Source organism: Mesorhizobium waitakense, assembly GCF_056431085.1.
On record NZ_JBWKME010000016.1, the window covers coordinates 277,387 to 303,519 of the forward strand.

The window sequence follows — 26,133 nt, forward strand, 5'->3', positions numbered from 1 at the left end:
TGCCCATCGAAATTTTGAAATTACCTAAGAATTTTTCATATTCATGAAACTGTCAAGCGGAATCCCGCTGGCATGCTGCGTCAACGCTCCAGCGCATCGAGCAGGCGATACCAGGCGATGGTCGCGGCAACGCCGACCTGCCGGAAGGCGTGGAACGGGATCGGCCGGATCGGCGTGAGCGGAAACGGCAACTGCCTGGCGTCGCCGCTGGAAAGATAGGCTGCGATGCGTTGGCCAAGCGCGGTCATCAGGCCGACGCCACGACCCTGGCAGCCGACCACGGCGACAAGGCCTTGCTCCGGCTCGTGGATGTGCGGCAGGTGGTCCGGCGTCATCGCCACCCGACCGAACCAGCGCTTCTCGATGGCGACGTTGGACAGGCCGGGATAGAGCCGCCGCAGCGCCCGCTCGAGATGCGCCCAGTCACTGGCGCTCGTCGGCAAGGCCATGCGGCCACGCCCGCCGAGCACCAGCCGGCCATCGGCGCTCCTGCGGTAGTAGACGAGGATGCGACGCGAATCCGACACCGCCTGCCCTTCCGGGAGGATCGTGGCCGCCAGCTTGGGCGGCAACGGTGCCGTGGCAATCTGGAAGGAATGCAGCGGCACGATCGTCTCGGCGAGGCCAGGGATCAAACCATCCGTATAGGCGTTGGTCGCCAGCACGACCGCCTTCGCCTGCAATTCAGTGCCGCTTTCGGTCGAAACACGCCAAACGCCGCCGGCGTTGACGAGCTTTACGACCTTCTGGCGCTCCGCTATCCCGACACCAGCCGCCGCTGCGACCCGGGCCAGTTCCGATGTGTAAGCGAGCGGATCGATGACTCCGGCGCGGCGGTCGAGCCAGCCACCGAGATACCCTCGAGCGCCGGTCATGGCCGCGATCTCGGCCTCACTCAAAAGCTCGACGTCGGCACCCCTCGCCCGCCATTGCCGGTCACGTTCTGCCGCCGCCTTCAGCGCGGCCTCGGTGTGCGCCGCCTGGATCCAGCCATTGCGGACGAAGGGAACCGCCAGCTTTTCATCGCGGATCAGTTCGAACACGGCATCCGCGGTCGAAGCGGCGAAATCGACCAGCGCCTCGCCGCGCTCCGGGCCAAAATGCGCGAGCAGCCATTCCGGATCGTATTTCAGGCCGGGAATGACCTGCCCGCCATTGAGCCCCGAGGCGCCGCGGCCGATGTCGCCGGCCTCCAGCACTTGCACGGACATGCCAGAGCGGGCCGCATGCAAAGCCGTCGACAGACCCATGATGCCGCCACCGACAATGACGACATCGGCACGTCCGCCGCCGGCAAACAGCGACTGAAACCGGGAGGCCGCTTGCGGCCTACGCCAGACGGGATCGGAGAACGGTGCGGGCAAAGGGTCACCTGGATGGGCTGCCATGAATGAAAACTCTAGTCAGAATTTCACAATTTTGAAACAGCGTTTTCGGCCCTGACATTTGGACCAACGCCAACGGACCGTTCGGACCAGGCACTTGCCGATCGAACACGGCAATGCAGATTGGCAGCCAACGGGATAGACCTTTGACCGGAATCCGGTGAAAGTGCCGCGCCGATGCGGCCGGCCCGCATTGTCGATCATTTCAGAGGACCGAACGCCATGACCAACCCGACGCACCTGCCCGCTGAAGGTCTTTTTGTCGGCCGCGCCAGGAGCAGCGATGTCTCGTATCCCATGGTGGTCACGGTGCGCGATGGCACGATCTTCGACATCACGTCGAGCACGGCACCGACTGTGCGTGATGTCTGCGGGATGCCTGATCCGGCCGGTCATGTGCGGTCGGCGAAGGGCAAGCCGATCGGCTCGCTCGATGCCCTCGCCGCCAACAGTTTTGAGGCCACGCGCGATGCGAACAAGCCGTATCTGCTGTCCCCGGTCGACCTCCAGGCGGTCAAGGCCTCGGGCGTCACCTTCGTCGTCAGCCTGCTCGAACGGGTGATCGAGGAACAGGCGCGCGGATCGGCGGAAAAAGCCGACGCCATCCGCGCCGACATTGCCGGGCTGATCGGCCACGATCTGTCGAAGCTGAAGCCCGGTTCGCCAGAGGCGATGGAGATCAAGGCCAAGCTCATCGCACGCGGCGCCTGGTCGCAATATCTCGAAGTCGGCATCGGTCCCGACGCCGAGATCTTTACCAAGTGCCAGCCGATGGCCTCGGTCGGCTTCGGCGCCGATGTCGGCCTGCACCCGGTGTCGACCTGGAACAACCCCGAGCCCGAGATCGCCATGATCGCCGCCGGCAGCGGCAGGATCGTCGGCGCCACCATCGGCAACGACGTCAATCTGCGCGACGTCGAAGGGCGTTCGGCGCTGCTGCTCGGCAAGGCCAAGGACAACAATGCCTCGGCCGCCCTCGGCCCCTTCATACGGCTGTTCGACGACACATTCTCGATCGATGACGTGAAGCGGGCCGTCGTGCGCCTGAAGGTCGAAGGCGAGGACGGGTTCTCGCTGGAGGGCGCAAGCTCGATGGCCGAGATCAGCCGCTCGCCGGAAGAGCTGGTTGCCGCCGCCATGGGCCCGCACCACCAGTATCCCGACGGGCTGGCGCTCTATCTCGGCACCATGTTCGTGCCGTCGAAGGATCGCGGCGAAAAGGGCAAGGGCTTCACCCACAAGGTCGGCGACATCGTCACGATCTCGTCTGAGAAATTCGGCGCACTGGTCAACCGCGTGCGGCTCTCGCCCGACTGCCCGCACTGGACCTACGGCGCCAGCCATCTGATGCGCGAGTTGGCCGGGGCCAAGCTCATCTAGCCGGTCTCTGCTCGCAAGCCGCCACCCATGGCGGCATTCCGACCGCCAAGGTGCCGCGGCTGATGCTGGTTCCGATAGGCGCGATGGCGGAGCTTGCCGGAATGATCTCATGTCGGCGCCGGCGGCATCGTCGACGCCAATCTTTCGACCGCCGCGAAAAACCACCGCAACTGATGCAATCTGATGGGGGCGTTGATGGCGCCTCGTCAGGCGCCCACTACATCTGCAGATGGAGGCTTGCCATCCGTCGAAAAAGGGAATGCTCTGACGCATCCAACCGGCGCTGGCAAGAGACGCGATCCGGCGGTCGCCGGAACAAGGGACGGATAAGGAACTGACCATCTACAAACGGGAGGAAATCAAATGCTGACACGGCTAAGACTCGTTCTATATGGCCTGTTGGTGGCGCTGACGATTGTTCCAGCAGCGGCACAGGCCAAGACCTTCTACTGGATTTCGCATGGCGGCCCGGCCGACCCGGTCTGGACCTACTTCCTGGCTGGCGCCAAACAATGGGCCAAGGACACCGGCAACACCGTCAACACCTCGTTCCACAATGGCGACGTGGCCTCGCAGCAGGAAGCGGTTCGCGCCGCCCTCTCCGCCAAGGCCGATGGCATCGTCACCACCAGCCCCGATCCGGGCAGCCTTGTCGAGATCGTCAAGGAAGCCCGCGCGGCCAACATCCCGATCATCAACTTCAACACGCCCGATCCCAAGGCCAATTTCAACGCCTATGTCGGCGGTGACAACGTCACCTTCGGCAAGCACTGGGCGCAGTATCTGGTCGACAAGGGCCTGGTGAAGAAAGGCGACTTCGTCTGGATGCCGGTCGAGGTCCCCGGCGCCACCTATGGCGTCCAGGAAGAAGAAGGCATCAAGAGCGTCTTCGGTCCGCTCGGCATCACCTATGAAATCACCGAAGCCACGCTTGACCAGGCCGAAGTGATCAACCGCATGGTTGATTACCTCACCGCCAACAAGGCCAAGGTCAAGGCGATCATCGGCCTCGGCGACCTGGTGACCGGCTCGATCAAGCGGGTCTTCGACCAGGTCGGCATCAAGCCGGGTGAAATTCCGGTTGTCGGCTGGGGCAACTCGCTCGACACCACCCAGGAAGTGCTGAACGGCTACGTCAATGCCGGCCAGTGGCAGGACCCGCAGGCTACCAGCTATGTCGCCCTCTCCCTGGCCAACATGGCCGCTGCCGGCATTCCTCCGGGCTTCAACGTGATCACCGGGGCGCTCTACGAAAAGGATACCGCCGCGGTCTACGACAAGATCCTGTCCGGCAAATAAGATCCCAAACTCAAACAGTCGCGACTGCTCGGGCGGTCGCGACTGACTTCTCCATTTTCGCCGAGCCCTTCGCCGTACAAGGCTCAGCCTTTCCAATCCTATCGCGGGTTGCTCGTGGAAAATCGTTCGCTCATCCAACACCTGATCGCGCGGCCCGAATTCGGCCCTTTGGTGCTGCTCGTCATCGAGATCGCCGTTTTCTGGAGCATCAACCACGACTTCCTGTCGCCGCAGAACATTTCGAACACGCTGGCCTTCACGGTCGAACTCGGCCTGATCGCGCTGGCGATGACGCTGTTGATGACGTCTGGCGAGTTCGACCTTTCGGTCGGTTCATTGTTCGGCTTCTCGCCGGTGCTGATGTGGACGCTGTTCAACAGCGGCCTCACTTCGCTGGAGGTCAGCTTTGTCGCGGCACTGCTGGTCGCCGCCTTCATCGGTCTGGTCAATGGCTGGTTCGTCACACAGCTCAAGATCCCGTCCTTCCTGGTGACGCTCGGCATGCTGCTGGTGGTGCGCGGCACTGCCCTTTTCGTTACCGACGGGTTTCCGCAGCGCACCTGGAGCGCCGAAGGCAGCTGGCTGGCCGAGGCGCTGGTCGGCGACTTCTTCATCGGGCCGTTCCGCATCTACATGTCGCTGTTCTGGTTCATCGCCGCGGCCATCGCGCTCGGCTATGTCCTGACGCAAAGCCGCACCGGCAACTGGATCCAGGCGGCCGGCGGCAATCCCAATGCGGCGCGCGCCCGCGGCGTCAATGTCAGCGGCGTCAAGATCGGCCTGTTCGTCCTGTCATCGCTGATGGCCTCGCTTGCGGGCGTCATCTCGTCGCTGCGCACCTCGGCCGCCAACCCCAACAGCGGCACCGGCTATGAGCTCGAAGTCATCGCCATGGTGGTGATCGGCGGCACGGCGCTGACCGGCGGGCGCGGCACGATCATCGGCACAGTGCTCGGCATCCTGATCCTGCGCGTCATGCGCAACGGCATCGTGCTGATCGGCGTGCCAGGCCTTGCCTACAACATCTTCATCGGCGCGATCATCCTTGGCATGATGGCGCTCCATTCATGGCTGGAACGCCGGCATCAGGCAGGGACTTGAACCATGGCCGAGCCATTGATCCGCATGCAGAACATCCGCAAGTCCTATGGCCGCGTGCAGGCACTCGAGGACGCCAGTTTCCATGTCAATGAACGGGAGATCGTCGGCCTGCTCGGCGACAATGGCGCCGGCAAGTCGACGCTGATCAAGGTGCTCTCGGGTGCCGTTCCGCTGACCAGCGGCGACATCTTCATCCGCGGCAAGAAGGTGAGCTTGCGCAACACCAGCGACGCCATCGCCCACGGCATCGAGACGATCTACCAGGACTCGGCGCTGGTCACGCAATTGTCGATCGCCCGCAACCTGTTCCTCGGACGCGAGCCGATCAAGCCACCGCGCTTCCTCAACCGGATGGACCAGGACGCCATGAACACGGTCGCCCGCGACCTGCTCAAGCAGGTCGGCATCTCGAAGAACATCCCGCCGACGACACCGATCGGCTCGCTTTCCGGCGGTGAGCGCCAGGCGGTGGCGATCGCGCGCGCCATGCATTTCGACAGCGACCTCATCATCCTCGACGAGCCGACCAACAATCTCGGCGTTGCCGAAACACAGGGCGTGCTGAGCTTCGTGCGCAACGCCCGCGATTCCGGCCATTCCTGCATCTTCATCGCCCACAACATCCACCACGTCTTCCAGGTGGTCGACCGCATCGTGGTCATGCGCCGGGGCAAGGTGGTCGCCGACGACATCGACCCGAAGAAGACCAGCGTGGCGGAAGTCGAACGGATCATCACCGGTATGTCGGACAAGGAAATCCGCGATGCCATCGCCGATGGCAAGCCATCGCACTGAGTCCGGGGCAGCCGTCTTGTCGAGGCCGCCGAATGACGGTCCGGCTGATGGGGTGGCAATCAACCGTCCCCTCAAATCGCATCGCTCGTCTGGCGCGGCATCGCATCGGGACATAGGGTTACGGCATGAAAGCCACCGTCTCGGATATCGCCCGCAATTGCGGGCTGTCGACGGCAACGGTCGACAGGGTGCTCAACAACCGGCCGGGCGCGAGTGCCGCCAACCGGCAGCGCGTCATGGAAGCCGCCAAGCAGCTCGGCTACCTGCCGGTCGCCGATCAGGTGACGCTGCCCTCGCGGCCCGCCCATCTCGAATTCCTGCTGCCGATCGGCAGCAATGCCTTCATGCGCGATCTCGCCGGACATATCGAGGACTACGCCGCGCGGCTGCCGCTTGTCGCCTCGTGCCGGATCCATAACCTCGCCGGAATCTCGCCGAACGCGCTGCAGGCCGCCGTCGAAAACCTCTCGCTCCGGGCCAATGGCGTCGGTGTCATCGCCGTCGACCATCCGCGCACGCGCAACATCCTGCGCGACATCGTCGACGCCGGCATGCGCCTAGTCACGCTGGTGTCCGATGTTCCGGCCGCACCGCGATCGGCCTATGTCGGCATCGACAACCGGGTGGCGGGACGAACGGCGGCGCTGTTGATGGGACGCTTCCTTGGCGGTCGCACTGGCCACCTGGCGATGGTCGTCGGCTCGCGCTCCTATCGCGGCCATGAAGAGCGCGAAATGGGTTTCCGCTCGGTGCTCAACGAGGAGTTTCCCAACCTGACCGTCAGCAGCGCCGTCGAGATCAACGACGAGCCCGACGTCAGCTATGCCGAGACCATGAAGGCGCTGCACAACGAGCCCGAACTGCTCGGCATCTATTGCGTCGGAGCCGGACATTCGGGCGTTGCAAAGGCGATCCGGGAATTAAGGCCGAACCGCAAGCCGGTGTTCATCTGTCACGACCTCACAAGGGACACGCGGGGCTATCTCGTCGACGACCTGCTCGATGTCGTCATCGACCAGAATGCCAGGCTGATCGCCGAGCAGTCGGTCATTCGCCTGCTCGGCTCGATTGCATCCTCGGCGCCCTATCTGACGCGGAAGTTCATCGAGCCGCGCTTGATCTTCAGGGAAAACGTCCCGGTGCAGTGAAGCTGGCCTGCGCTTTTCCGGTCACACTCGGCAACTTTCGCGGGTGATACAGCGAATCTGCACAGCTGCTATGCACGATCCACGATTGCCGAATCATTGGGCAACCCCTAGTTTTGCGGTTGTCGGCCATCTACTCCTCCCAGATGCGATGCCGACGCTGAGTGGGGTGCACCTCCTCCCGCGCCACACTCGAAATCGAGCCCGCTGCCACCTCCTCCCGGCAGCGGGCTTTTTTCGTTCCAATCAATGCGACCGCAATTGCGCTCACGCCAAGGGCGTGAGGCATAATTCATTCTCGGTCGCGAGATCGAAAAGATTGCCGGGGAGAATTCAGCCGGCAGCAGTGCCGCGGAAGGAGACGATCAGCCCTTCCGCCATACGCACGAACTGCGCGCTCGGGCCTTCGGTACCGACACTTTGAACGCTGACACGGGCGCCTTCAAGCAGAAGCGACAGCGTATCGGCAAGCAGCTCAGCCTGGCCGATGCCGGCATCCCTGCACAGCGTGACAAGGCGATCGCGCTGGGCTTCCTTGAGTTCCTTGATGACGCGCCTGGCCGGATGATCCGCGTCGGTCAACTCGATGGCTGCGTTGGCCATGTCGCAGCCGCGGCCGTCAGCCGTCAGGCAATCGGCGGCCATGCGAACCCAGGCATGCAATTGCGCCAGCTTGTCGCCGGGATGCTGAATCTCGAATTTCTCCCAGATCGCACCAGCCTTGCAGGCGGTGGCGCGCAGGCATTGGATGATGAGATCGTCCTTGGAATCGAAATGACGATAGAGCGTCATCTTGTTGGTTCCGGCGGCCTCAGTGATGGCGTCGATGCCGACGCCCTTGATGCCATGCTTGTGAAACATGTCCTGCGCCGTCTCCAGGATCCTGTCCCGGGGGCGAACGCGTTCCACAGTGCCGTCTTCCATCAAAACCTCCTTGGTTTCCCAAAAATCCCTCGGTACGCCTCTTGACTAGGGTGTTACCGGTCTGTAACGTCACGAATGTTACTTACTGGTAACACCTATGTCGCCCTCCGTCAATCACAAGACAGTGAACTGGTCCTGCCAGATCGAGAGGGGCCAGAGCGAGATGGGCGAACAATTGCAGTTCATGCGGCCTCGGCCGGTGAAGAGATGAAAACGGTTCGTGAGCATGGGCTGCGAACCGACAGACAAGGAGCCGGCCAATGCCACAGCGCCGCGATCTTACCATAGATGAAGCCGTCCGGGATCCGATGATCCGGCTGGTCATGAAAGCAGATGGCGTCGACCCGCGCGCATTCGAAAGGATGCTGCGCTCGCTCGCCGATGCGCAGCACAGCGAGATGCCGTTGCTGCGTTCGCTGGAAGAGCCCGGTGACGGGCGCGGCAAAAGGCTGTCCAGCGTTGCCAGCGCCTTCGGCAAGGCAAGAGCAGTCGGGGAGGCGTGTGTTTCGTGGTAAACTTTTTCATCCATCGTCCGATCTTCGCCTCGGCGATCGCCATCATCATGGTGCTCGCCGGGACGATTTGTTATTTCCTGCTGCCCGTCTCGCAGTTTCCCGACATCACACCGCCGCAGGTCGTGGTCAGCGCCCATTATCCGGGCGCCAGCGCGCAGGTGGTGGCCGACACCGTGACGACGCCGCTGGAGCAGCAGATCAACGGCGTGCAAGGCATGACCTACATGTCGTCGACGAGCTCCAATGACGGCTCCTCGACCATCACCATCACCTTCGATGTCGGCTATTCGCTCAGCACCGCCGCCGTCGACGTCCAGAACCGCGTCTCGCAAGCGGCCTCGTCGCTGCCGGCGATCGTCAATCAGGGCGGCGTGACGATCAAGAAACAGAATCCGAACTTCGTGCTCATCGTCAACCTGACCTCGCCCGACAGTTCGGTCGATCCGGTGGCGCTGAGCAACCTTGCCTATCTGCAGGTGGTCGATCCGCTGAAGCGGCTGCCCGGTGTGGGCGACGTGCAGATCTTCGGCGAGCGGCGCTATTCGATGCGCGTCTGGCTCGATCCGGACAAGCTCGCCAATCTCGGCATCACCGCCGTCGACGTCCAGAACGCGATTGCCGAGCAAAACGTCCAGGTGGCGGCCGGCAAGATCGGCCAGTCGCCGGCCCCGGCCGGCACCGCCTTCGAGATGCAGGTCAACGCCGTCGGCCGCTTGAGCGATCCCAAGGAGTTCGGCGACATCGTCGTGCGCGCCAACACGGACACCGGCTCGCTGGTGCGGCTGCGCGACGTCGCACGCATCGAGCTCGGCGCGCTGCAATATTCATCGTCGGCCTTCTTCGGCAAGGACCCGACCGTGGTGCTCGCCGTCTACCAGATGCCCGGCTCCAACGCGCTCGATCTGCAGCAGCGCGTCAAGGACAAGATGCAGGAGCTGTCGGCCCGTTTCCCGAAGGGCGTCTCCTATGCGATGCACTACGACACGACCCGCTTCGTCTCGGCGTCGATGCATGACGTGCTGATCACGCTCGGTGAAGCGCTGGTCCTTGTCGTCGCCGTGGTGTTCATCTTCCTGCAGAGCTGGCGCACGACGATCATCCCGACCATCGCCATTCCGGTGTCGCTGGTGGCGACGCTCGTCGTCATGGAGATGCTTGGCTTCTCGCTCAACATGCTGAGCCTGCTCGGCATGGTGCTGGCGATCGGCCTGGTCGTCGACGATGCCATCGTGGTGGTCGAGAACGTCGAACGACAACTGGAGGCCGGGCTCAAGCCACTGGCGGCGACCAAGGCCGCGATGGCCGAGGTCACCGGTCCGATCATCGCCACCACCGCCGTGCTGATGGCGGTGTTCGTGCCGGTCGCCTTCATTCCCGGTGTCTCCGGCAAGCTCTACAACCAGTTTGCGCTGACGGTGGCGATCTCGGTCGGCATCTCCGCCTTCAATTCGCTGACGCTGAGCCCCGCGCTCAGTGCCGCCTTCCTGCGGCATCGCGAGCCAACGCAGTTCGTGCTGTTCCGCTGGTTCAACACAGGCTTCGACCGGCTGTCGCATGCCTATGCGCACGGCGTGCGCATCCTCATCCGCTTGCGCTGGATCATGCTTGGCCTGTTTGCAGCCGGACTTGTCGCCACCTACTTCGTCTGGCAGCGCCTGCCCTCGACGTTTCTTCCGGTCGAGGACCAGGGCTACTTCTTCGTCGTCATCCAGCTGCCCGACGGCGCTTCGCTGGAGCGCACCGACGCGGTGGCGCAAAAGGCGCGCGACATCCTCCAGGCGACACCCGGCGTCGACATCGTCGGCTCGATCAGCGGCCTGAACTTCCTGACCAGTGCGGCGCAGTCGAACTCGGCGGTCGAATTCGCCATCCTGAAGCCCTGGGAGGAACGCAGTCCCGACCAGAGCGCGTCGAAGCTCGTCGCCGATGTGCGCGGCAAGCTGCTGCAGATCCCGGAAGCCTTCGCGTTGAGCTTCGATCCACCCTCGATCCCCGGTATCGGGACCACGGGCGGCTTCGAGTTCGTCGTCGAGGATCTCACTGGTCGGGGCAGTTCCGCCCTCAACGACGCGACGCAAGCCGTGATCGCCGAGGCGCGCAAGCAGCCCGAGATCAATCCGCAGCAGCTGTTCTCGCCGTTCTCGACCTCGACGCCGCAGTTCAACTACGACCTCGACCGCAGCAAGGCGAAACTGCTCGGCCTCAACCTGCCGGATGTGTTCAACACGCTGCAGATCTATCTCGGTTCGCTCTACGTGAATGACTTCAACCTGTTCGGCCGCACCTTCCGGGTGACCATCCAGGCCGACAAGGATGCACGTGCGGGCGCTGCCGACATTTCCCGGCTCTATGTGCGCAATGCCTCCGGCGGCATGGTGCCGTTGAGCACACTGGGCAAGCTCGTGCCGTTCGTCGGCCCCGAAACCGTGCCGCACTACAACAACAACGCGTCGGCCTCGATCAATGGCGGTGCCGCACCGGGCTTCTCCTCGGGCCAGGCGGTTGCTGCGATGGAACGGGCCGCCGCCACGGCACTGCCCAGGGATTTCGGTTTCGAATGGACCGGCATCACCTTCCAGGAACTCAAGGCAGGATCGATCGCGTCCATCGTCTTCGGCCTCGCCATCGTCTTCGTCTTCCTGATCCTGGCGGCGCAGTATGAGAGCTGGGCGATGCCGTTCATGGTGCTGCTGGCGGTGCCGCTCGCCCTGTTCGGCGCGTTCGCGGTGCTGTGGGCGCGTGGCATGCAGATCGACGTCTACTCGCAGATCGGCTTCGTCATGCTAATCGGCCTGGCGGCCAAGAACGCCATCCTGATCGTCGAGTTCGCCAGGCGACGACGCGAGGAGGGCCTCAGCATCGTCGACGCGGCGATGGAGGCGGCACGGCTGCGGCTGCGGCCGATCCTGATGACGGCTTTCGCCTTCATCCTCGGCGTGCTGCCGCTGATGTTCGCCACCGGCGCCGGTGCCGCAAGCCGTCAGTCGATCGGCACCACCGTCTTTGGCGGCATGGTCGCCGCAACCATCCTGTCGCTGGTGTTCGTACCGGTCTTCTACGCGGTCATCGAACAGCTGCGCGAACGCGGCAGCAATGACGAGGCGGCCGCTGACGAACACACTGAACCAACTGCCGAAACCGCCTTCCCTCCCCTTGCGGAAGCGGCCGAATAAGATTGGAGACTAATCATGCGTAAATGGAAAATCGCGTTGGGAACGGCCGTCGCGCTGGGAGCGATCTCGGTGGCCAGCGTCCATCTGCTCGACATGGGCAACGTCAGCCTCAATGCCGGCACCGCTGGTGCGGCGCCCGCCCCGGCGGCGTTCGTCATGCCGGTGCCGGTGGTCAGCGTCGTCAAGAAGACGATCCCGATCTACCTCGACTACGCCGCGCGGACGGAGCCGATCCGCAGCATCACCTTGCAGGCCAGGATTCCGGGCTATCTGCAGGAGCAGGCCGCTGCCGACGGTGTCGACGTCCGCCAGGGCGATCTGCTCTACAAGATCTCGCCTGATGACTTCCAGGCGGCTCTCGACCAGGCGAAGGCGCAGGTGCAGCGCGATACCGCAACGCTCGACTATGCCCAGTCCAATCTCGGGCGCGGCACCGAGCTTGCGAAGAGCGGCTATCTCGCCAAGGACGGGTTCGATCAGCGCACCAGCACCTTGCGCGAAGCACAGGCGTCGCTGGCGCTCAACCAGGCGGCGGTCCGCACGGCCGAGCTCAATTTGAGCTATGCCGAAATCCGCGCGCCGTTTGCCGGACGCCTGGGTCGCAACCAGGCCTCGGTCGGAACGCTGGTCAGCGTTGCCGGCACCGTGCTCAACACGTTGGTGCAGCTCGATCCGATCTACGTCACCTTCAATCCAAGCGAGACGGACCTGGCTGAGATCGAGCAGGCTCGCGCGGCCGGTCCGATCGAGGTCGAGGTCCTGCTTCCCGGCGAGACCGAGGCCAGCCAGAAGGGCGAACTCACCTTCATCGACAATACGGTGGACCGTTCGACCGGCACCATCACGGCGCGGGCGACGATCGGCAACGGCAAGTTCACGCTGCTGCCGGGCCAATATGTCCGCGTCCGGCTGCATGTGAAGGAGCAGGCCGATGCGCTGATGGTGCCGCAGACGGCGCTGGGCTCGAGCCAGCTCGGCAAATATCTCTACGTCGTCGGCAAGGGCAACACGGTCGACCAGCGACTGGTCTCGCTTGGTCCGACCAGCGGCGGCCAGGTAGCGATCCTGACCGGCGTGGCCGAAGGCGATCAGGTGATAACAGGCAATCTGCAGAAGATCGGACCCGGAATGCCGATTTCTCCGCTGCCGGAAAAGCCGGCAACCTGAACACCCCCGTCAGGTCCGGCTTCAGCGCGGCGCCCCGACCTGCCCACAGGTCGCGGGCGCCGCTTTCATGAGCAGTTCCACCAGGCCCGCGACATCGGCACGATCGGCCTTGGCCGGCGGCATGAACGCGCAATAGGGATGCCCGAGGCGGACCGAGACGGATGAGAGCGCGATCAAGCGGCCTGCCTCCAGATCGGCGCGCGCCATGACCTGCTGACCAAGCGCAATGCCGAGACCCAGCCTCGCCGAGGTGATTGCCAGGCTGGACAGGCCGACGCGCCGCCCATGCGACGGGTCGGGCGAGCGACCGCCGCCGGATGCCGCGAACCAATCGGCCCAGGTCGGGTGCGAGGCATAACTCGGCCCCCAATTGGTGTGGATGAACAGGCTTTCATGCAGGTCCGCCAGACCCGGATCGCCATTGCCGTGCCTGTGCCAGAATTCGGGCGCGCAGACCGGCAAGACGTCATCATGGACAAGCCGGACGAGCTTCAATCCGGGATAATGATAGTCGCCATAGCTGATGCGCAGGTCGATGTTCTGGCGCATCAGGTCGACCGGATCGTCCTCGACCCGGACATCGATCGCCATCTGCGGGAAGGCATCGAGAAGTACGGCCAGCTTCGGCGCCAGCCACAGTTCGGCCAGCGAAAAAGGCACGCTGACGACAAGGCGGGTTCGCAAACCGCCTTCCAGCATGCGCCGGCCGATCGCCGCTATGTCGCCCAGCGCCCGCGCGGTCTGCGGATAGATGGCGTGGCCGGCATCGGTCAGCGCGATGCGGTTGCCTGCACGCACGAACAACTGCTTGCCGAACCATGTTTCGAGATTGCGTATCTGCTGGCTCACCGCCGCCGACGACACGCCAAGCTCGGTCGCGGCCAGGGTGAAACTGCCGGCGCGCGCCGCGACCTCGAAGGCCTTGATCGCATTCAGCGGAGGCAGCCGTTCCACATTGATCTTCCCAAAAGTTTTTCTTGCCCAATCCTAATTATTTTCCGCGTTGAGGGAAAGATTTTTTTGCCGTCTCATAGGCTCAGAACCTCGGAGCCCAATGACGATGCCCATAACAATAAAAGACATTCTCGATCTCGACCGCTATCCGCTCGACCGCGAAGGCAGCGCCGAATGGAAGCGCCTCGTAGAACAATCCATCGCCGCGCTCGAAGCCGACGGCATGTTCAACCTCGAGGGGTTTCTGCGGCCCGGCATCGCTGAAAAGGCCGTCCAGGAAATCCAGCCGGTCATGGCCGCGCGGTCGCATGTGCACAAGCGCATGCACAACATCTACTTCAAGCCTGACATACCCGAGCTTGCTTCAGACCATCCGGCGCTGCGCAAGGTCGAGACCATCAGTCACACCGTTTGCGCCGACCAGATCCCGGGCAGCGTGGTGCTTGCGATCTACGAATACGAGCCGCTGCTGCGCTTCCTGGCGGCGGCGATGGGCAAGACGAGACTGCATGTCATGCAGGACCCGCTGGCGCGCACCAATGTGATGGCCTATCGCGCCGGCGAAGCGCTCAACTGGCATTTCGACCGTTCGGAATTCACCACGACCCTCCTGCTGCAGCAGGCGCAACGAGGCGGCGACCTCGAATACCGCACGGATCTGCGGTCGGACGACAATCCGAACTATGACGGCGTCGCCAGGCTGCTCGAAGGGCGTGACCCCGAAGCCAAGATCCTGCGCATGAAGCCGGGCACACTCAACGTCTTTCGCGGCAAGAACACCGCGCATCGCGTCACCACCGTCGAAGGCGAGTGCGAGCGCATGATCGCAGTGTTCTCCTACTACGAGAAGCCAGGCGTGATGTTCAGCGCCGAGGAACGGGTCGGCTTCTACGGCCGCGCGGCCTGAGGCCCGACGGTGAGGCAATCGAAGAAAACGAAAATAGTATCTTGTTAGATTGTCGACAATCTGCTTGTCTTGCTCTCGGTTTCCTTTGGAGTGGCCGAATGGGCAAAGCGGATTTCAGTCCGATCGCGGACACCACGCGCCGCGCCGAGATCGTCGCGCTGCTGCGGCGCGCGATCCTGACCGGCCAGCTGGAACCGGGCCAGAAACTCAACGAGCTCCGGATCTCCGAACAGATGCGGGTCAGCCGCGCGCCGCTGCGCGAGGCGATGCGCGAGCTGGTGCAGGAAGGCATCCTGACCAGCATTCCCTATGCCGGCACTTTCGTCGTCGATGTCACCGCCAAGGACATCGACGATGCCTATTCGCTCAACAAGGTGCTCGACGAATTCGCCATCGAACGCACCTGGCCGCTGCGCGACCAGCGCTTCTTCGACGAGCTCGACCAACGCCACGAGGCGGTGAAACAGGCGACCCGCAACCGCGACACCACCCGCCAGATCGAAACGGCGCTGCAACTGCATGGCCTGATCTACGAATGGGCCGACAATTCTGTGCTGCTGGAAACCTGGCAGCGGTTGACCAGCCGGTTGCAGATGTATTTCGCCCTGCACCAGCAGGCCCGCAACGAAGCGGTGCCGGCCGAAGACGTTCACGAGACCTATGTGTCGCTGCTCAAGGGCGCCGACATGCGCGCTGCCCAGCGCCATGCCCGCGAGCATATCGACCTCGATTTCGAGGAGCTTCTTTCCTACGCGCGCGATCTCGAACAGCGCCCGTCGAAAGGCGCCTGACCCGTTCCTCACCACCGCAGACAATGGACAGACACGTGCAGATCGAAACCATCAAAGCCTACCATGTCGTGCAGCCCTTCGTGGACGGGCCCTACCGCATGTCGAAGGGACGCGCTGCCGATGCCTTCGACGCGGTGATCGTGTCCATCACTGCTAATGGCGATTTGACCGGCTGGGGCGAGATGGCGCCGCTCGGCAATTTCTACTCGCCCGCCTTCGCGGCCGGCGTTCGTGCCGGCGTGGTCGAGATCGCGCCGCATCTGATCGGCCACGATCCGCGTGGGCTGGCCGGCATCGGCCGGCTGATGGATACGGTGTTCAAGGGCCATCCCTACATCAAGTCGGCGCTCGACATGGCCTGCTGGGATCTGGCGGCGCGCGCCGCCGATGTGCCGCTGGTGACGCTGCTCGGCGGCCGGGAGAGCGAGACGGCGGAGCTCTACAAGGTCGTCACCCACGGCAGCGTCGAGGCCATGGCGGCACTGGCCAAGCGCATCGTCAAGGATGGCTTCCACCGGCTGCAGGTCAAGGTCGGCGGCAATGTCCATGACGACATCGAGCGCGTGACGGCGGTCGCCGCCTCGGTGCCGAAAGGCACGGTGATCTTCTGCGATGCCAATGCCGGCTGGACGCCCTACCAGGCGCGCCAGTTCGCTGACGCGACGCGGGCCATCGACTACACGTTCGAGCAGCCCTGCACGACAATCGACGAATGCATGTCGGTGCGCCGCTCGCTCGACAAGCCGATGGTGCTGGACGAATCCGTCGCCTCGCTGGACGACATGCTCGATATCCATCGCAAGGGTGCAGCCGACGGGCTGACTTTGAAGATCTCGCGGCTTGGCGGCGTGACGAAGACGCGGCAGATCCGCGATCTCGCCGTCGACCTCGGCTTCATGATCACCGTCGAGGACACCGGCGGCGCCGAGATCGACACCGCGGCGATGGCGCATCTGTCGCTGTCGACGCCGGAGGAACGCCGCCTGCACGCCATTGCCTTCCACGAATGGGTGACGGTGCGCACGGCGTCGAACAAGCCGCCGGTCACCGGCAGCCGCATGGGCATTCCGGATGGCTCCGGCCTCGGCATCGACGTGGTTCCCGACCTGCTTGGCGCGCCGTTCTTCGAAATCGGCCGCTGAGATGAAAATCCGCAGCATCAAGGCCACGCCGATCAACCTTCGCCTCGAAGCGCCCTACGCCTGGGTATTCGGTGAACTCGATGGGTTCTCGCCGACCATCGTCGAGGTCGAGACAGAGGATGGTCTGATAGGCCTCGGCGAGGCGCCGACACCGGCTGCGGCCACCATCATCAATGATGTCCTGGTGCCGCGTCTTGTCGGCCGCGATGCCTTCGACATTGCCGGCGCCGAGAATGTCTGCCTGCCCTACTGGACCGGCGTGCAGTCGATCAACGACCGCACCCGCATCATGGCCTTCGGCGCCATCGAGATGGCGCTCTGGGACCTGCGCGGCAAGGCATGGAACCAGCCGCTCTACCAGTTGCTCGGCGGTGCCGTGCGCAAGGACATCCCATTCACCGACTATTTTTCGCTGCGCGGCGACGGACCAAAGGTCAAGGGCGAGACCACGCCGGAAGAGGTCGCCGACTATTGCGTCGAGCTGCACGAGACCCATGGGACGACCTTCTTCGAAGGCAAGTTCTCGACGCAGGATCCAAAAGTCTCGCTGAAAATGGTCGACCTGATCCGCGAAAGACTTGGCGACGATGCGATGATCCGCATCGATTCCAACCAGGCCTATTCGCTGGCGACGGCGCGTCGCCTTGCGCGGCCACTGGAGGAACTGGGCGTCCGCAACTGGGAGGATCCGGTGGCAACCATCGAGGAGATGCGCGAGTTGCGGCGCCACTGCTCGATCCCGTTCTCGACCCACAACATCGATATTGCGCGCGCCATGGACATGAAGGTGCCGGATGCTTTCGTCGGCAACCCGACGACGCATGGCGGCATCGGCCGCCTGCTGCGCTTCGTCGGCGCCTGCGAGCACGCAGGCATCGATTTCTGGTGCTACAGTGGCGACAGCGGCATCGGCAGCGCGGCCTACCTGCATCTGTGCGCGGCGCTCGGCTGGATCAGGGAGCCGAACCAGTCGCTGTTTCGCATGCTGCCGATGGACGTCATTGAGGAAGGGCCGTTTTCGCCGAAGAACAACGTCGTGCGCGTTCCGGAAGGCCCCGGTCTCGGCGTCACGTTGTCACGTGAAAACCTCGCTGCCTGTCACAGAGACTTTACCGAGAGGGGACCGTGCAACAAGTATCATGACCCGGCAAAGCCCGGAACCTATCGCCGTTTGCCGCTGAACTAGATGACGGCAGGTGACCAAGAAACGAGAAGCCAACCGCCGCGACTTCGGTCGGGAAGATTGGACAAAGACGGGTGAAAGCAGTGCAGCCAGGAATCCGGCGCATCCACGCCAAGGACTGGATGGACCGGACAAGATCGCATGCTACAGTCCCGGTCACGGGCTATTCTGGCGGCCGGAAAATGGGGCTATCAGCAAAATTCGTCAGCCATAAAAACATAGGGGAAAGGGTAAAAACCCATGAGCAAGAATTATCACATTCTCGACCTGATCCGGCGCAATCGCTCGCCGCTTGAAAATCACCTGATCGATGGCCTCGTCGACGGCAGGGTCAGCCGCCGCGACTTCATCCGTCACGGCAGCCTGCTCGGCCTGTCGCTGCCGCTGCTGGGCCGCATCGGCGCGGCAGCGGGCCTCGGCGGCATGCCGTCGCTGGCGCGCGCCCAGGGCGCGCCCGGCGCCACCATCCGCATCGCCAGCAGCGTGCCGGCGGCAACGATCGACCCGGTTACCATTGCCGACGCCGGCGGCCTCCTGGTCATGCAGCAGGTTGCCGAGTTCCTCTGCGTCGACGGCCCCGACCTCGTGCTGCAGCCGGCGCTGGCCGAAAGCTGGAAGCCGAACGACAACGGCACGGTTTGGACGTTCAAGCTGCGCAAGGGCGTGAAATTCCACAGCGGCGGCGAGATGAAGGCCGACGACGTCGTGGCCAGCATCGACCGCCTTGCCGATCCGGCAAACTCGTCCAACGCGCTGTCGGTGTTCAACGGCATCCTGCAGAAGGGCGCCAGCAAGAAGGTCGACGACTACACCGTGGAGTTCCACCTCGACGCGCCGAACGGCAACTTCCCCTACATGCTGTCGTCCGACAATTACAACGCCGTCATCATCCCGGCGAGCTACAAGGGCCAGTACGAGAAGAGCTTCGACGGCACCGGGCCGTTCAAGATCGAGAAATACACGGCAAAGGTCGGCGCCTCCTTCGTCCGCAACGAAGACTATTGGGGCACGAAGGCGTTGCCGGAGCGCACCGAATTCACCTTCTTTACCGACACGCAGCCGCAAATCCTGGCACTGCAGGGCGGGCAGGTCGACATCATCAACCAGCTGCCGGTGCTGTCCGGTGTCGCGCTGCTCAACGATCCGAACGTCGACATCATCAGCCTGAAATCGGTCGCTCACCAGCAACTGCATATGCGCTGCGATTCCGACCCGTTCAAGGACCCGCGCGTGCGCCGCGCCATCGCACTCAGCCTCGACCGTGACAAGCTGGTTGCCGGTCTGATGAAAGGCCGGGCATCGCCGGGCAATGACAGCCCGTTCGCCCCGGCCTATCCGTCAACCGATGCGAGCGTGCCGCAGCGCAAGCAGGATATCGCGCAGGCCAAGCAGCTGATGGAAGCGGCGGGCGCCGGCAAGGGCTTCAAGGTGACGCTGACCACCGAGCGCTATCTGGAAATCCCCGAATACGCCCAGCTGATCCAGAACTGGGTCAAGGAGATCGGCATCGAGCTGGAGCTCAATATCCTCGACCAGGGCGGCTACTACGGAGACGCGGTGTTCGGCAAGTCGAACTGGCTGGATTCGGTGATGGGCATCACCGACTATGGCCACCGCGGGGTGCCGAATGTCTATCTTGCAGCACCGCTGAAGAGCGACGGCACCTGGAACGCCGCGCATTTCAAGAACACGGACTACGACACGCTGGCGACCAGCTATATCGCCGCACTCGACCTCGAGGCGCAGAAGGCGACCGCAGGCAAGATCCAGAACCTGCTGCTCGAAGAAACGCCGGTCATCTTCGGCTATTTCTACGACTATCTGACAGCCACGGCGAAAGGCGTGGCCGGCGTGCAGCCGACCGCGATGTCGCAGCTGTTCCTAGACAAGGCATCGAAGGCCTGAACGGAGGCAGACAAGGCCATCCCGCAACTGCCAGCCCCTGCGGGGGCTGGCGCTTTCGCTGCAAGGCGAGGCAAGGCGCTGCGCGTCGGCCTGACGCGAAACCCCGCGTTACGGGCGATTTATCATTGTCCCATGGAGTCCGAGACCCTGCTCACCACCATGCATTGGGGGACTTACGAAGTCCGTGCCGAGAACGGCAGGCTCGTCGGCGTCGAGCCATGGAGCGGCGACCCCGATCCATCGCCGATCGGCAAATCCATGCTTGGTACGGTACAGGGTGACCTGCGCGTCTCCCGTCCCGCCATCAGGCGTGGCTGGCTGGAGGGGGACAGGTCCAGCGCCAAGGGCGGGCGCGGCAGCGAACCCTTTGTCGAAGTCCCATGGGAAACCGCACTGGATATCGTGGCGGCCGAACTGGACCGAATTCGCGTTGAACATGGGAATGCCGCGATCTATGCGGGGTCCTACGGATGGGCGAGTGCGGGGCGATTCCACCATGCCCAAAGCCAGGTCCACCGTTTCCTCAACACGATCGGCGGCTATACAAGCTCGGTCCTCAGCTATTCCTATGGCGCTGCCGAGATCATCCTGCCGCACGTGCTTGGCGGGACCGATGGCCTGACGGGCAATCATTCCACCTGGGACGGGATCGAACGGAATAGCGAGTTGATCGTCGCCTTTGGCGGCCTGCCCTGGCGCAATGCGCAGATACAGGGGGGCGGCGCGGCACGTCACGAAGCGTCGGCGGCCTTGCGCAACGCCGTCGGCAACGGCGCCCAGTTGATCAACGTTTCGCCCGTGCGCGACGATGCCCCGCGCGGCGTCGAGACCGAATGGCTGCCGCTTCGGCCAAACAGCGACACCGCCTTGATGCTGGCTCTATGCCATGTCCTCATCACCGAGGCCCGTCATGACGAGACATTTCTGGCGCGATACTGCATCGGCTTCGAGGTCGTGCGGGCCTATATCCTGGGAGAAAGCGACGGCCAGCCGAAGAGCCCCAGATGGGCGGCTGCCCTGAGCGGCGTGGCCACAGAAAAGATTGTCGCGCTGGCCAGGGAAATGGCCGCCAAACGCACCATGATGATGGTCAGTTGGTCGCTGCAGCGCGCCGACCATGGCGAGCAGCCATATTGGGCGGCAATCACGCTTGCCGCTCTGCTGGGCCAAATCGGATTGCCGGGCGGCGGCCTTGGCTTCGGCTATTCGTCGACAAATGGCGCCGGAAGACCGGAGATGGGATTCCGGTGGCCGTCCGTGCCGCAAGGCAGGAACCAGGTGCCGGACTTCATCCCGGTCGCGCGGATGGCCGACATGCTGCTCGATCCGCGCGGCTCGTTCGACTTCAACGGCGCCGCGCTTGTCTACCCCGACATCAGGCTCGTCTACTGGGCCGGCGGCAATCCGTTCCACCATCACCAGGACCTGAACCGGCTGGTCGAGGCTTGGCGGCGGCCTGAAACGATCATCGTCAACGAGCCCTTCTGGACGGCGACGGCGCGCCATGCCGACATCGTGCTGCCAGTCACCACACCGCTGGAGCGAAACGATCTCGCCTTTTCGAACCGGGAAAACCTCGTCGTCGCCATGAAGCAAGCGATCGACCCGGTTGGAGAAGCCCGCGACGATTATCGGATCTTTGCAGACCTGTCGGCCCGGCTCGGCACCAGCGAAGCCTTCACCGAAGGGCGCGGAGCCAGCGAATGGATCCGGGTGCTTTACGAGCAAGCCAGGGACAATGCGGACGCGGCCGGGGTCGAGATGCCACCCTTCGACCGTTTCTGGCATGACGGCCACGCCGACCTTGCCCGGCAGGTTACGTCGCAGACACTGCTCGGTTCCTTCCGCGCCGATCCGAAGCGGCATCGGCTGGCGACGCCATCAGGCCGCATAGAGCTGTTCTCGCCGACAATCGATTCCTTCGGCTATGACGACTGTCCGGGTCACGCTGTCTGGCGCGAGCCGCGGGAATGGCTGGGCAGCGACCTTGCCAGCAGATTCCCGCTGCATCTTCTGTCCCCGCAGCCGGCGGACAAGCTGCACAGCCAGTACGATCACGGCTCGGTGAGCCGGGCGGGCAAAGTGTCGGGCCGCGCGCCGCTGTGGATCAACCCTACCGATGCCGCCGCGCGCGGCATCCTGGACGGCACGGTCGTGCGCGTCTTCAACGATCGCGGTGCGTGCCTCGCGGGCGCCGTGCTGACGGATGGCCTGATTCCAGGCGTCGTCCAGCTGCCCACCGGTGCATGGTTCGACCCCTCCTCGCCCGGACAGCCGAACAGTCTGGAAAAGCATGGCAATCCGAATGTGCTGACACCCGATCGGGGGACGTCGCGCCTTGCCCAATCGCCGACCTGCAATTCGACGCTGGTCGAGGTGTCGCGATTTGACGGAGCCGTTCCCCCGGTGACAGCATTCGATCCGCCTGTCACAGTGAGTTTACCCGACGTGTCCGGCATGCCTTGGCCGATGGATCTTACATAAGGAGTCGATGCCATTCTCTCCTTCCTTGCCCGGCGTGTCTCGCTGTCGCTGGTGACGCTGTTCCTGCTCAGCATCATGGTGTTTCTGGGCGGCCAGGTGCTGCCCGGCAATGTCGGACGTGCCATACTGGGCCCGTTCGCCGACCAGCGTGCCGTCGACGCGCTCAATCACACGCTCGGAGTCGATCGCCCGCTGCTGGTGCAGTACTGGGGCTGGATCTCGAACTTCGTCCAGGGCGACATGGGCACTTCCTACATCTTCCGCTCACCGGTCGCGCCCTTCGTCATCGATGCGCTCGGCAATTCGATGAAGCTCGCGGCGGTCGCGTTCGTGCTGGTGGTGCCGATCGGCATCCTCGGCGGCGTCGTTGCCGCGCTCAACCTCAACCGGCCGCTCGACCGCATCATCAGCCTTGGCGGCCTGTCGGTAACCGTGCTGCCCGAATTCGTCACCGGCATCATCCTGATCCTGATTTTCGGCGTCTGGCTGCGCTGGCTGCCGATATCGGCCGCCTGGCCGCGCAATGCCGGCTTCTTCACCCAGCTCTATTACCTGATCCTGCCTTCGCTGCCGCTGTTCCTGGTGCTGTTCGGCTATATCGCCCGCATGGCGCGTTCCGGCATGATCGAGGCGCTCGATTCCGACTACACACGAACAGCCGTGCTCAAGGGCCTGCCATGGCGCACGGTGATCTGGCGGCATGTGCTGCGCAACGCCCTGCTGCCGACCATCACCGTCATCGCGACGCAGACCGGCTATCTCATCGGCGGCCTTGTCGTGATCGAGACGCTGTTCCGCTACCAGGGCATCGGCTCGCTGATCTTCACCGCGGCGCGCGGCAAGGATTTCCCGATGCTGGAATCGGGAATTCTCACCATCGGCATCGTGTATGCCGTGGCGACGCTTGTCGCCGACTTCCTCTATTCAGTGCTCAATCCGCGCATCCGGCTGGGGTCAGATCAATGAGCGCCGTCCAGACCACCTCCCCCACTCCCGACGACACGCGCAGGCGCGGCCCGCTGGCGGAGGTGCTTTTGTCGCTGCTGCGCTCCGGCACCTTCCTGACCGGTTTCGCCATCGTGATGTTCTGGGTTGCCTGCGCGCTGTTCGGCGAGCATTTCGCGCCTTACGACCCGCTTGCCGACGACATCATCAACGCGCTGGCGCCGCCTTCGGCCGAACACTGGTTCGGCACCGACCAGATCGGCCGCGACGTCTTCTCACGCGTCATCGTCGGCTCGCGCGACATCCTGACCGTCGCCCCGCTGGCAACCTTGCTGGCGACCGTGGCCGGCACGGCGCTCGGCCTACTCACCGGCTATTTTCGCGGCCTCGTCGACGATGTCGTCAGCCGTATCCTCGAAGCCTTCATGGCGATCCCGGTGGTCATCGTCGCGCTTTTGGCCATCGTTGCGCTCGGCACATCCAAGACGACGGTCATCGTCGTCATCGGCCTCAGCTTCGCGCCGATCATCGCGCGCACGGTGCGATCGGCGGTGCTTGCCGAGCGCGAACTCGATTATGTCGCTGCCGCACAGCTCAGGCACGAAAGTGCTGCGCATACGATGTTCGTCGAGATCCTGCCCAACGTCATCCCGCCGATCCTGGTCGAGACCACCGTGCGGCTCGGCTATGCCATTTTCGCGGTCGCCACGCTCTCCTTCATGGGCTTCGGCATCCAGCCGCCCTCGCCCGACTGGGGGCTGTCGATCTCCAACAATTACGGCATGATCGGCGGCGGTTTCTGGTGGACGGTGCTGTTTGATGCGCTGGCCATCGCCTCGCTGGTGATTGGCGTCAACCTGGCGGCTGATGGCGTTCACGGAGCGCTCAATGACTAAATCCACGAAAGCAGAAAACGCGCTCGAACTCAGAGACCTGTCGGTTGCCTATCGCGTCGCCGGCCGCAACCGCGCGGTGCTGCGCAACCTCAGCCTCAACATCGGTCGGGGCGAAGCCTACGGGCTCGTCGGCGAGTCCGGTTGCGGCAAATCCACCGTGGCGCTCACCGTCGTGCGCTATCTGCCGCGAAACGGTTCGATCACCGGCGGCGCGATCTCGCTCGACGGCCAGGACGTGATGAAGCTGGATGCCGAGGCGCTCAGGCGGGCGCGGGCCGAGAGCGTCTCCATGGTCTACCAGGATCCGGGCAAGGCGCTGAACCCGTCGATCCGCGTCGGCCGCCAGCTGACCGAGATTTTTGGACTTGGCGGCATAACAGGCAAGACGGCCGAGGATCGTGCGGTCGCCATGCTGAACCGGGTGCGCATCTCCGACCCGACAAGCGTCATGCAGCGCTACCCGCACCAGCTTTCCGGCGGCATGCAGCAGCGCGTGGCGATTGCCATGGCGCTGGCCAACGATCCGTCGATGCTGATCCTCGACGAGCCGACGACCGGCCTCGATGCGACGGTGGAAGCCGAGGTGCTCGACCTGATCGCACAACTCCGGCAGGAATTGTCGGCCTCGATCCTGTTCATCAGCCACAACCTCGCCGTCGTCGCCAACATGTGCGACCGGGTCGGTGTGCTCTATGCCGGCATGCTGGTCGAGGAAGGACCGACCGAGGTCGTGTTCAACGATCCGCGCCATCCCTATACCGTCGCGCTGCTGCGCTGCCTGCCGCGCGGCGGTCAGCGCAAGGACCAGGGTCGGCTCGACACCATTCCGGGCTTCCTGCCCGGCATCGGCGCCGACATCAAGGGCTGTGCGTTCGCCGACCGTTGCGCGCTCGCCGACGACCGCTGCCGCAGCGAATTGCCGCCGCTCTACGATCTGGGCGGCCGGCTGTCGCGCTGCTTCTATCACGAGAAGGCGCAGGCGTTGCCGCGCGCAACCCCGAGCGATGTCGCGCCCGCACCAAAGGCGGCAGCCGTGCCGGTGCTGCGCGTCGCCGGGCTGAACAAGACCTATTCCAGCCATGGCCACGCGCTGCGCGCCGTGAAGGACGTTTCGCTCGATTTGCGCCCGGGCGAAACGCTTGGGCTGGTCGGCGAGTCCGGCAGCGGCAAGACGACCTTCGCCAGGCTGCTGCTCGGCCTCGTGCCGCCGGATGACGGCGGCACGATCGTGCTCGAAGGCAAGGCGCTGGCGCCGCGGCTGGAAAACCGCAGCGACGACCAGATCAAGGCGATGCAGATCGTCTTCCAGAATCCGGACTCGGCACTCAACCGCTCGCATTCGATCCGGCACCTGATCGGCCGCGCACTGAAGCGCCTTGCCGGCTTGAGCGGCAAGGCGCTCGAGGCTCGGCTCAACGACCTCGTTCGTTCAGTCCGGTTGACCGACCGGCATCTTGCCGTCAAGCCACGCCAGCTCTCTGGCGGCCTGAAGCAGCGCGTCGCCATTGCGCGCGCCTTCGCCGGCGACCCGCGCATCGTGGTGTGCGACGAGCCGACCTCGGCGCTCGACGTGTCGGTGCAGGCGGCGATCCTCAACCTGCTCGCCGACCTGCAGTCGAAGGAAGACGTCAGCTACATCTTCATCTCGCATGATCTTGCCGTGGTGCGTTACCTCTCCGACAAGATCGCCGTGCTCTATCTCGGCCGCATCATGGAACTCGGACCGTCGGAAGACGTCTTTTCCGGCCCGCATCATCCCTATACCGAAGCACTACTGTCGGCCGTGCCCAAGCTCGATCAGACCGAGACGGCGCGCATTCGCCTCGACGGCGAAATCCCCAGCGCCACCAACCCGCCGTCGGGCTGCGTGTTCCACACGCGCTGCCCGCGCAAGATCGGTGCGATCTGCGAGCAGCAGGAACCGCCGCTTAGCGAAGCGCAGCCCGGCCACTCGATCCGCTGCCATATCCCCTACGAGGAACTGGCACGGCTGCAGAAGGAAGTGGTGACCGAACCGGCGTAGCGGGCATGGCCATGGATAC

Annotated in this window: 20 protein-coding genes; 17 read left to right on the forward strand and 3 right to left on the reverse strand. The window is 64.0% G+C overall.

Translation table 11 applies throughout. The features are described 5' to 3' along the window. Positions 1-80 precede the first annotated feature (80 nt). Positions 81-1,364 carry an NAD(P)/FAD-dependent oxidoreductase gene (locus tag AC07FD_RS03920; protein WP_478348928.1) on the reverse strand — a complete coding sequence of 428 codons (1,284 nt, stop codon included), beginning with the start codon at positions 1,362-1,364 and terminating at the stop codon, positions 81-83. Positions 1,365-1,607: 243 nt separating this feature from the next. On the opposite strand from AC07FD_RS03920, the gene AC07FD_RS03925 reads away from it, so the two are divergent. The 5 genes from AC07FD_RS03925 (at position 1,608) to AC07FD_RS03945 (ending at position 7,108) form a co-directional block, all read left to right on the forward strand. Further along, positions 1,608-2,765, forward strand: a complete 1,158-nt coding sequence (locus AC07FD_RS03925) for a fumarylacetoacetate hydrolase family protein (RefSeq protein WP_478348728.1) — start codon at positions 1,608-1,610, stop codon at positions 2,763-2,765. 363 nt (positions 2,766-3,128) lie between these two features. After that, positions 3,129-4,064: a substrate-binding domain-containing protein gene (locus tag AC07FD_RS03930; RefSeq protein ID WP_095091864.1), complete on the forward strand. Its 936-nt coding sequence runs from the start codon at positions 3,129-3,131 to the stop codon at positions 4,062-4,064. Between the two features lie 114 nt (positions 4,065-4,178). Continuing rightward, complete coding sequence (locus AC07FD_RS03935; protein ID WP_478348729.1) at positions 4,179-5,165, forward strand: ABC transporter permease; 987 nt, start codon at positions 4,179-4,181, stop codon at positions 5,163-5,165. A 3-nt stretch (positions 5,166-5,168) separates the two neighbouring features. Beyond that, the gene (locus AC07FD_RS03940; protein WP_457154340.1) at positions 5,169-5,960 is read left to right on the forward strand and encodes an ATP-binding cassette domain-containing protein; all 792 of its coding nucleotides are present in this window, start codon (positions 5,169-5,171) and stop codon (positions 5,958-5,960) included. Between the two features lie 125 nt (positions 5,961-6,085). After that, on the forward strand, positions 6,086-7,108 hold the full coding sequence (locus AC07FD_RS03945) for a LacI family DNA-binding transcriptional regulator (protein ID WP_478348730.1): 1,023 nt from the start codon (positions 6,086-6,088) through the stop codon (positions 7,106-7,108). Between the two features lie 330 nt (positions 7,109-7,438). On the opposite strand, the gene AC07FD_RS03950 is transcribed toward AC07FD_RS03945, so the two are convergent. Next, on the reverse strand, positions 7,439-8,029 hold the full coding sequence (locus AC07FD_RS03950) for a TetR/AcrR family transcriptional regulator (protein ID WP_095091861.1): 591 nt from the start codon (positions 8,027-8,029) through the stop codon (positions 7,439-7,441). A 260-nt stretch (positions 8,030-8,289) separates the two neighbouring features. Between AC07FD_RS03950 and AC07FD_RS03955 the strand changes: the two genes are divergently transcribed. The 3 genes from AC07FD_RS03955 to AC07FD_RS03965 are packed head-to-tail and all read left to right on the forward strand — an operon-like array spanning position 8,290 to position 12,884. Then, positions 8,290-8,544: a hypothetical protein gene (locus AC07FD_RS03955; RefSeq protein ID WP_478348731.1), complete on the forward strand. Its 255-nt coding sequence runs from the start codon at positions 8,290-8,292 to the stop codon at positions 8,542-8,544. Continuing rightward, positions 8,538-11,717, forward strand: a complete 3,180-nt coding sequence (locus tag AC07FD_RS03960) for an efflux RND transporter permease subunit (RefSeq protein ID WP_478348732.1) — start codon at positions 8,538-8,540, stop codon at positions 11,715-11,717. Before AC07FD_RS03955 ends, AC07FD_RS03960 begins: the two co-directional genes overlap by 7 nt. A 15-nt stretch (positions 11,718-11,732) precedes the next feature. Next, complete coding sequence (locus AC07FD_RS03965; RefSeq protein ID WP_478348733.1) at positions 11,733-12,884, forward strand: efflux RND transporter periplasmic adaptor subunit; 1,152 nt, start codon at positions 11,733-11,735, stop codon at positions 12,882-12,884. Between the two features lie 21 nt (positions 12,885-12,905). Here AC07FD_RS03965 and AC07FD_RS03970 read toward each other — a convergent pair whose 3' ends face one another. Further along, positions 12,906-13,838, reverse strand: a complete 933-nt coding sequence (locus AC07FD_RS03970) for a LysR substrate-binding domain-containing protein (RefSeq protein WP_478348734.1) — start codon at positions 13,836-13,838, stop codon at positions 12,906-12,908. Positions 13,839-13,944: 106 nt separating this feature from the next. Between AC07FD_RS03970 and AC07FD_RS03975 the strand changes: the two genes are divergently transcribed. The 9 genes from AC07FD_RS03975 (at position 13,945) to AC07FD_RS04015 (ending at position 26,114) form a co-directional block, all read left to right on the forward strand. Beyond that, positions 13,945-14,745: a HalD/BesD family halogenase gene (locus tag AC07FD_RS03975; protein WP_478348735.1), complete on the forward strand. Its 801-nt coding sequence runs from the start codon at positions 13,945-13,947 to the stop codon at positions 14,743-14,745. 98 nt (positions 14,746-14,843) lie between these two features. Beyond that, positions 14,844-15,536: a GntR family transcriptional regulator gene (locus tag AC07FD_RS03980; RefSeq protein ID WP_478348736.1), complete on the forward strand. Its 693-nt coding sequence runs from the start codon at positions 14,844-14,846 to the stop codon at positions 15,534-15,536. A gap of 35 nt (positions 15,537-15,571) precedes the next feature. Then, entirely contained in the window at positions 15,572-16,678 is a 1,107-nt protein-coding gene (locus tag AC07FD_RS03985; RefSeq protein ID WP_478348737.1) for a mandelate racemase/muconate lactonizing enzyme family protein, read from the forward strand. Position 16,679: 1 nt separating this feature from the next. Next, positions 16,680-17,864, forward strand: coding sequence for a mandelate racemase/muconate lactonizing enzyme family protein (locus AC07FD_RS03990; RefSeq protein ID WP_478348738.1), 1,185 nt, complete (start codon positions 16,680-16,682; stop codon positions 17,862-17,864). Positions 17,865-18,101: 237 nt separating this feature from the next. Then, positions 18,102-19,766: an ABC transporter substrate-binding protein gene (locus AC07FD_RS03995; protein ID WP_478348739.1), complete on the forward strand. Its 1,665-nt coding sequence runs from the start codon at positions 18,102-18,104 to the stop codon at positions 19,764-19,766. A gap of 132 nt (positions 19,767-19,898) precedes the next feature. Continuing rightward, positions 19,899-22,250 (forward strand): molybdopterin guanine dinucleotide-containing S/N-oxide reductase, encoded by a 2,352-nt coding sequence (locus tag AC07FD_RS04000; protein WP_478348740.1) that lies wholly within the window; start codon positions 19,899-19,901, stop codon positions 22,248-22,250. A 12-nt stretch (positions 22,251-22,262) separates the two neighbouring features. Beyond that, on the forward strand, positions 22,263-23,216 hold the full coding sequence (locus AC07FD_RS04005) for an ABC transporter permease (RefSeq protein WP_478348929.1): 954 nt from the start codon (positions 22,263-22,265) through the stop codon (positions 23,214-23,216). Then, positions 23,213-24,091 carry an ABC transporter permease gene (locus AC07FD_RS04010; protein ID WP_477283832.1) on the forward strand — a complete coding sequence of 293 codons (879 nt, stop codon included), beginning with the start codon at positions 23,213-23,215 and terminating at the stop codon, positions 24,089-24,091. The genes AC07FD_RS04005 and AC07FD_RS04010 overlap by 4 nt, the downstream gene beginning before the upstream one ends. Then, positions 24,084-26,114, forward strand: a complete 2,031-nt coding sequence (locus AC07FD_RS04015; protein ID WP_478348741.1) for a dipeptide ABC transporter ATP-binding protein — start codon at positions 24,084-24,086, stop codon at positions 26,112-26,114. Before AC07FD_RS04010 ends, AC07FD_RS04015 begins: the two co-directional genes overlap by 8 nt. The last annotated feature ends 19 nt before the right edge of the window (positions 26,115-26,133 follow it).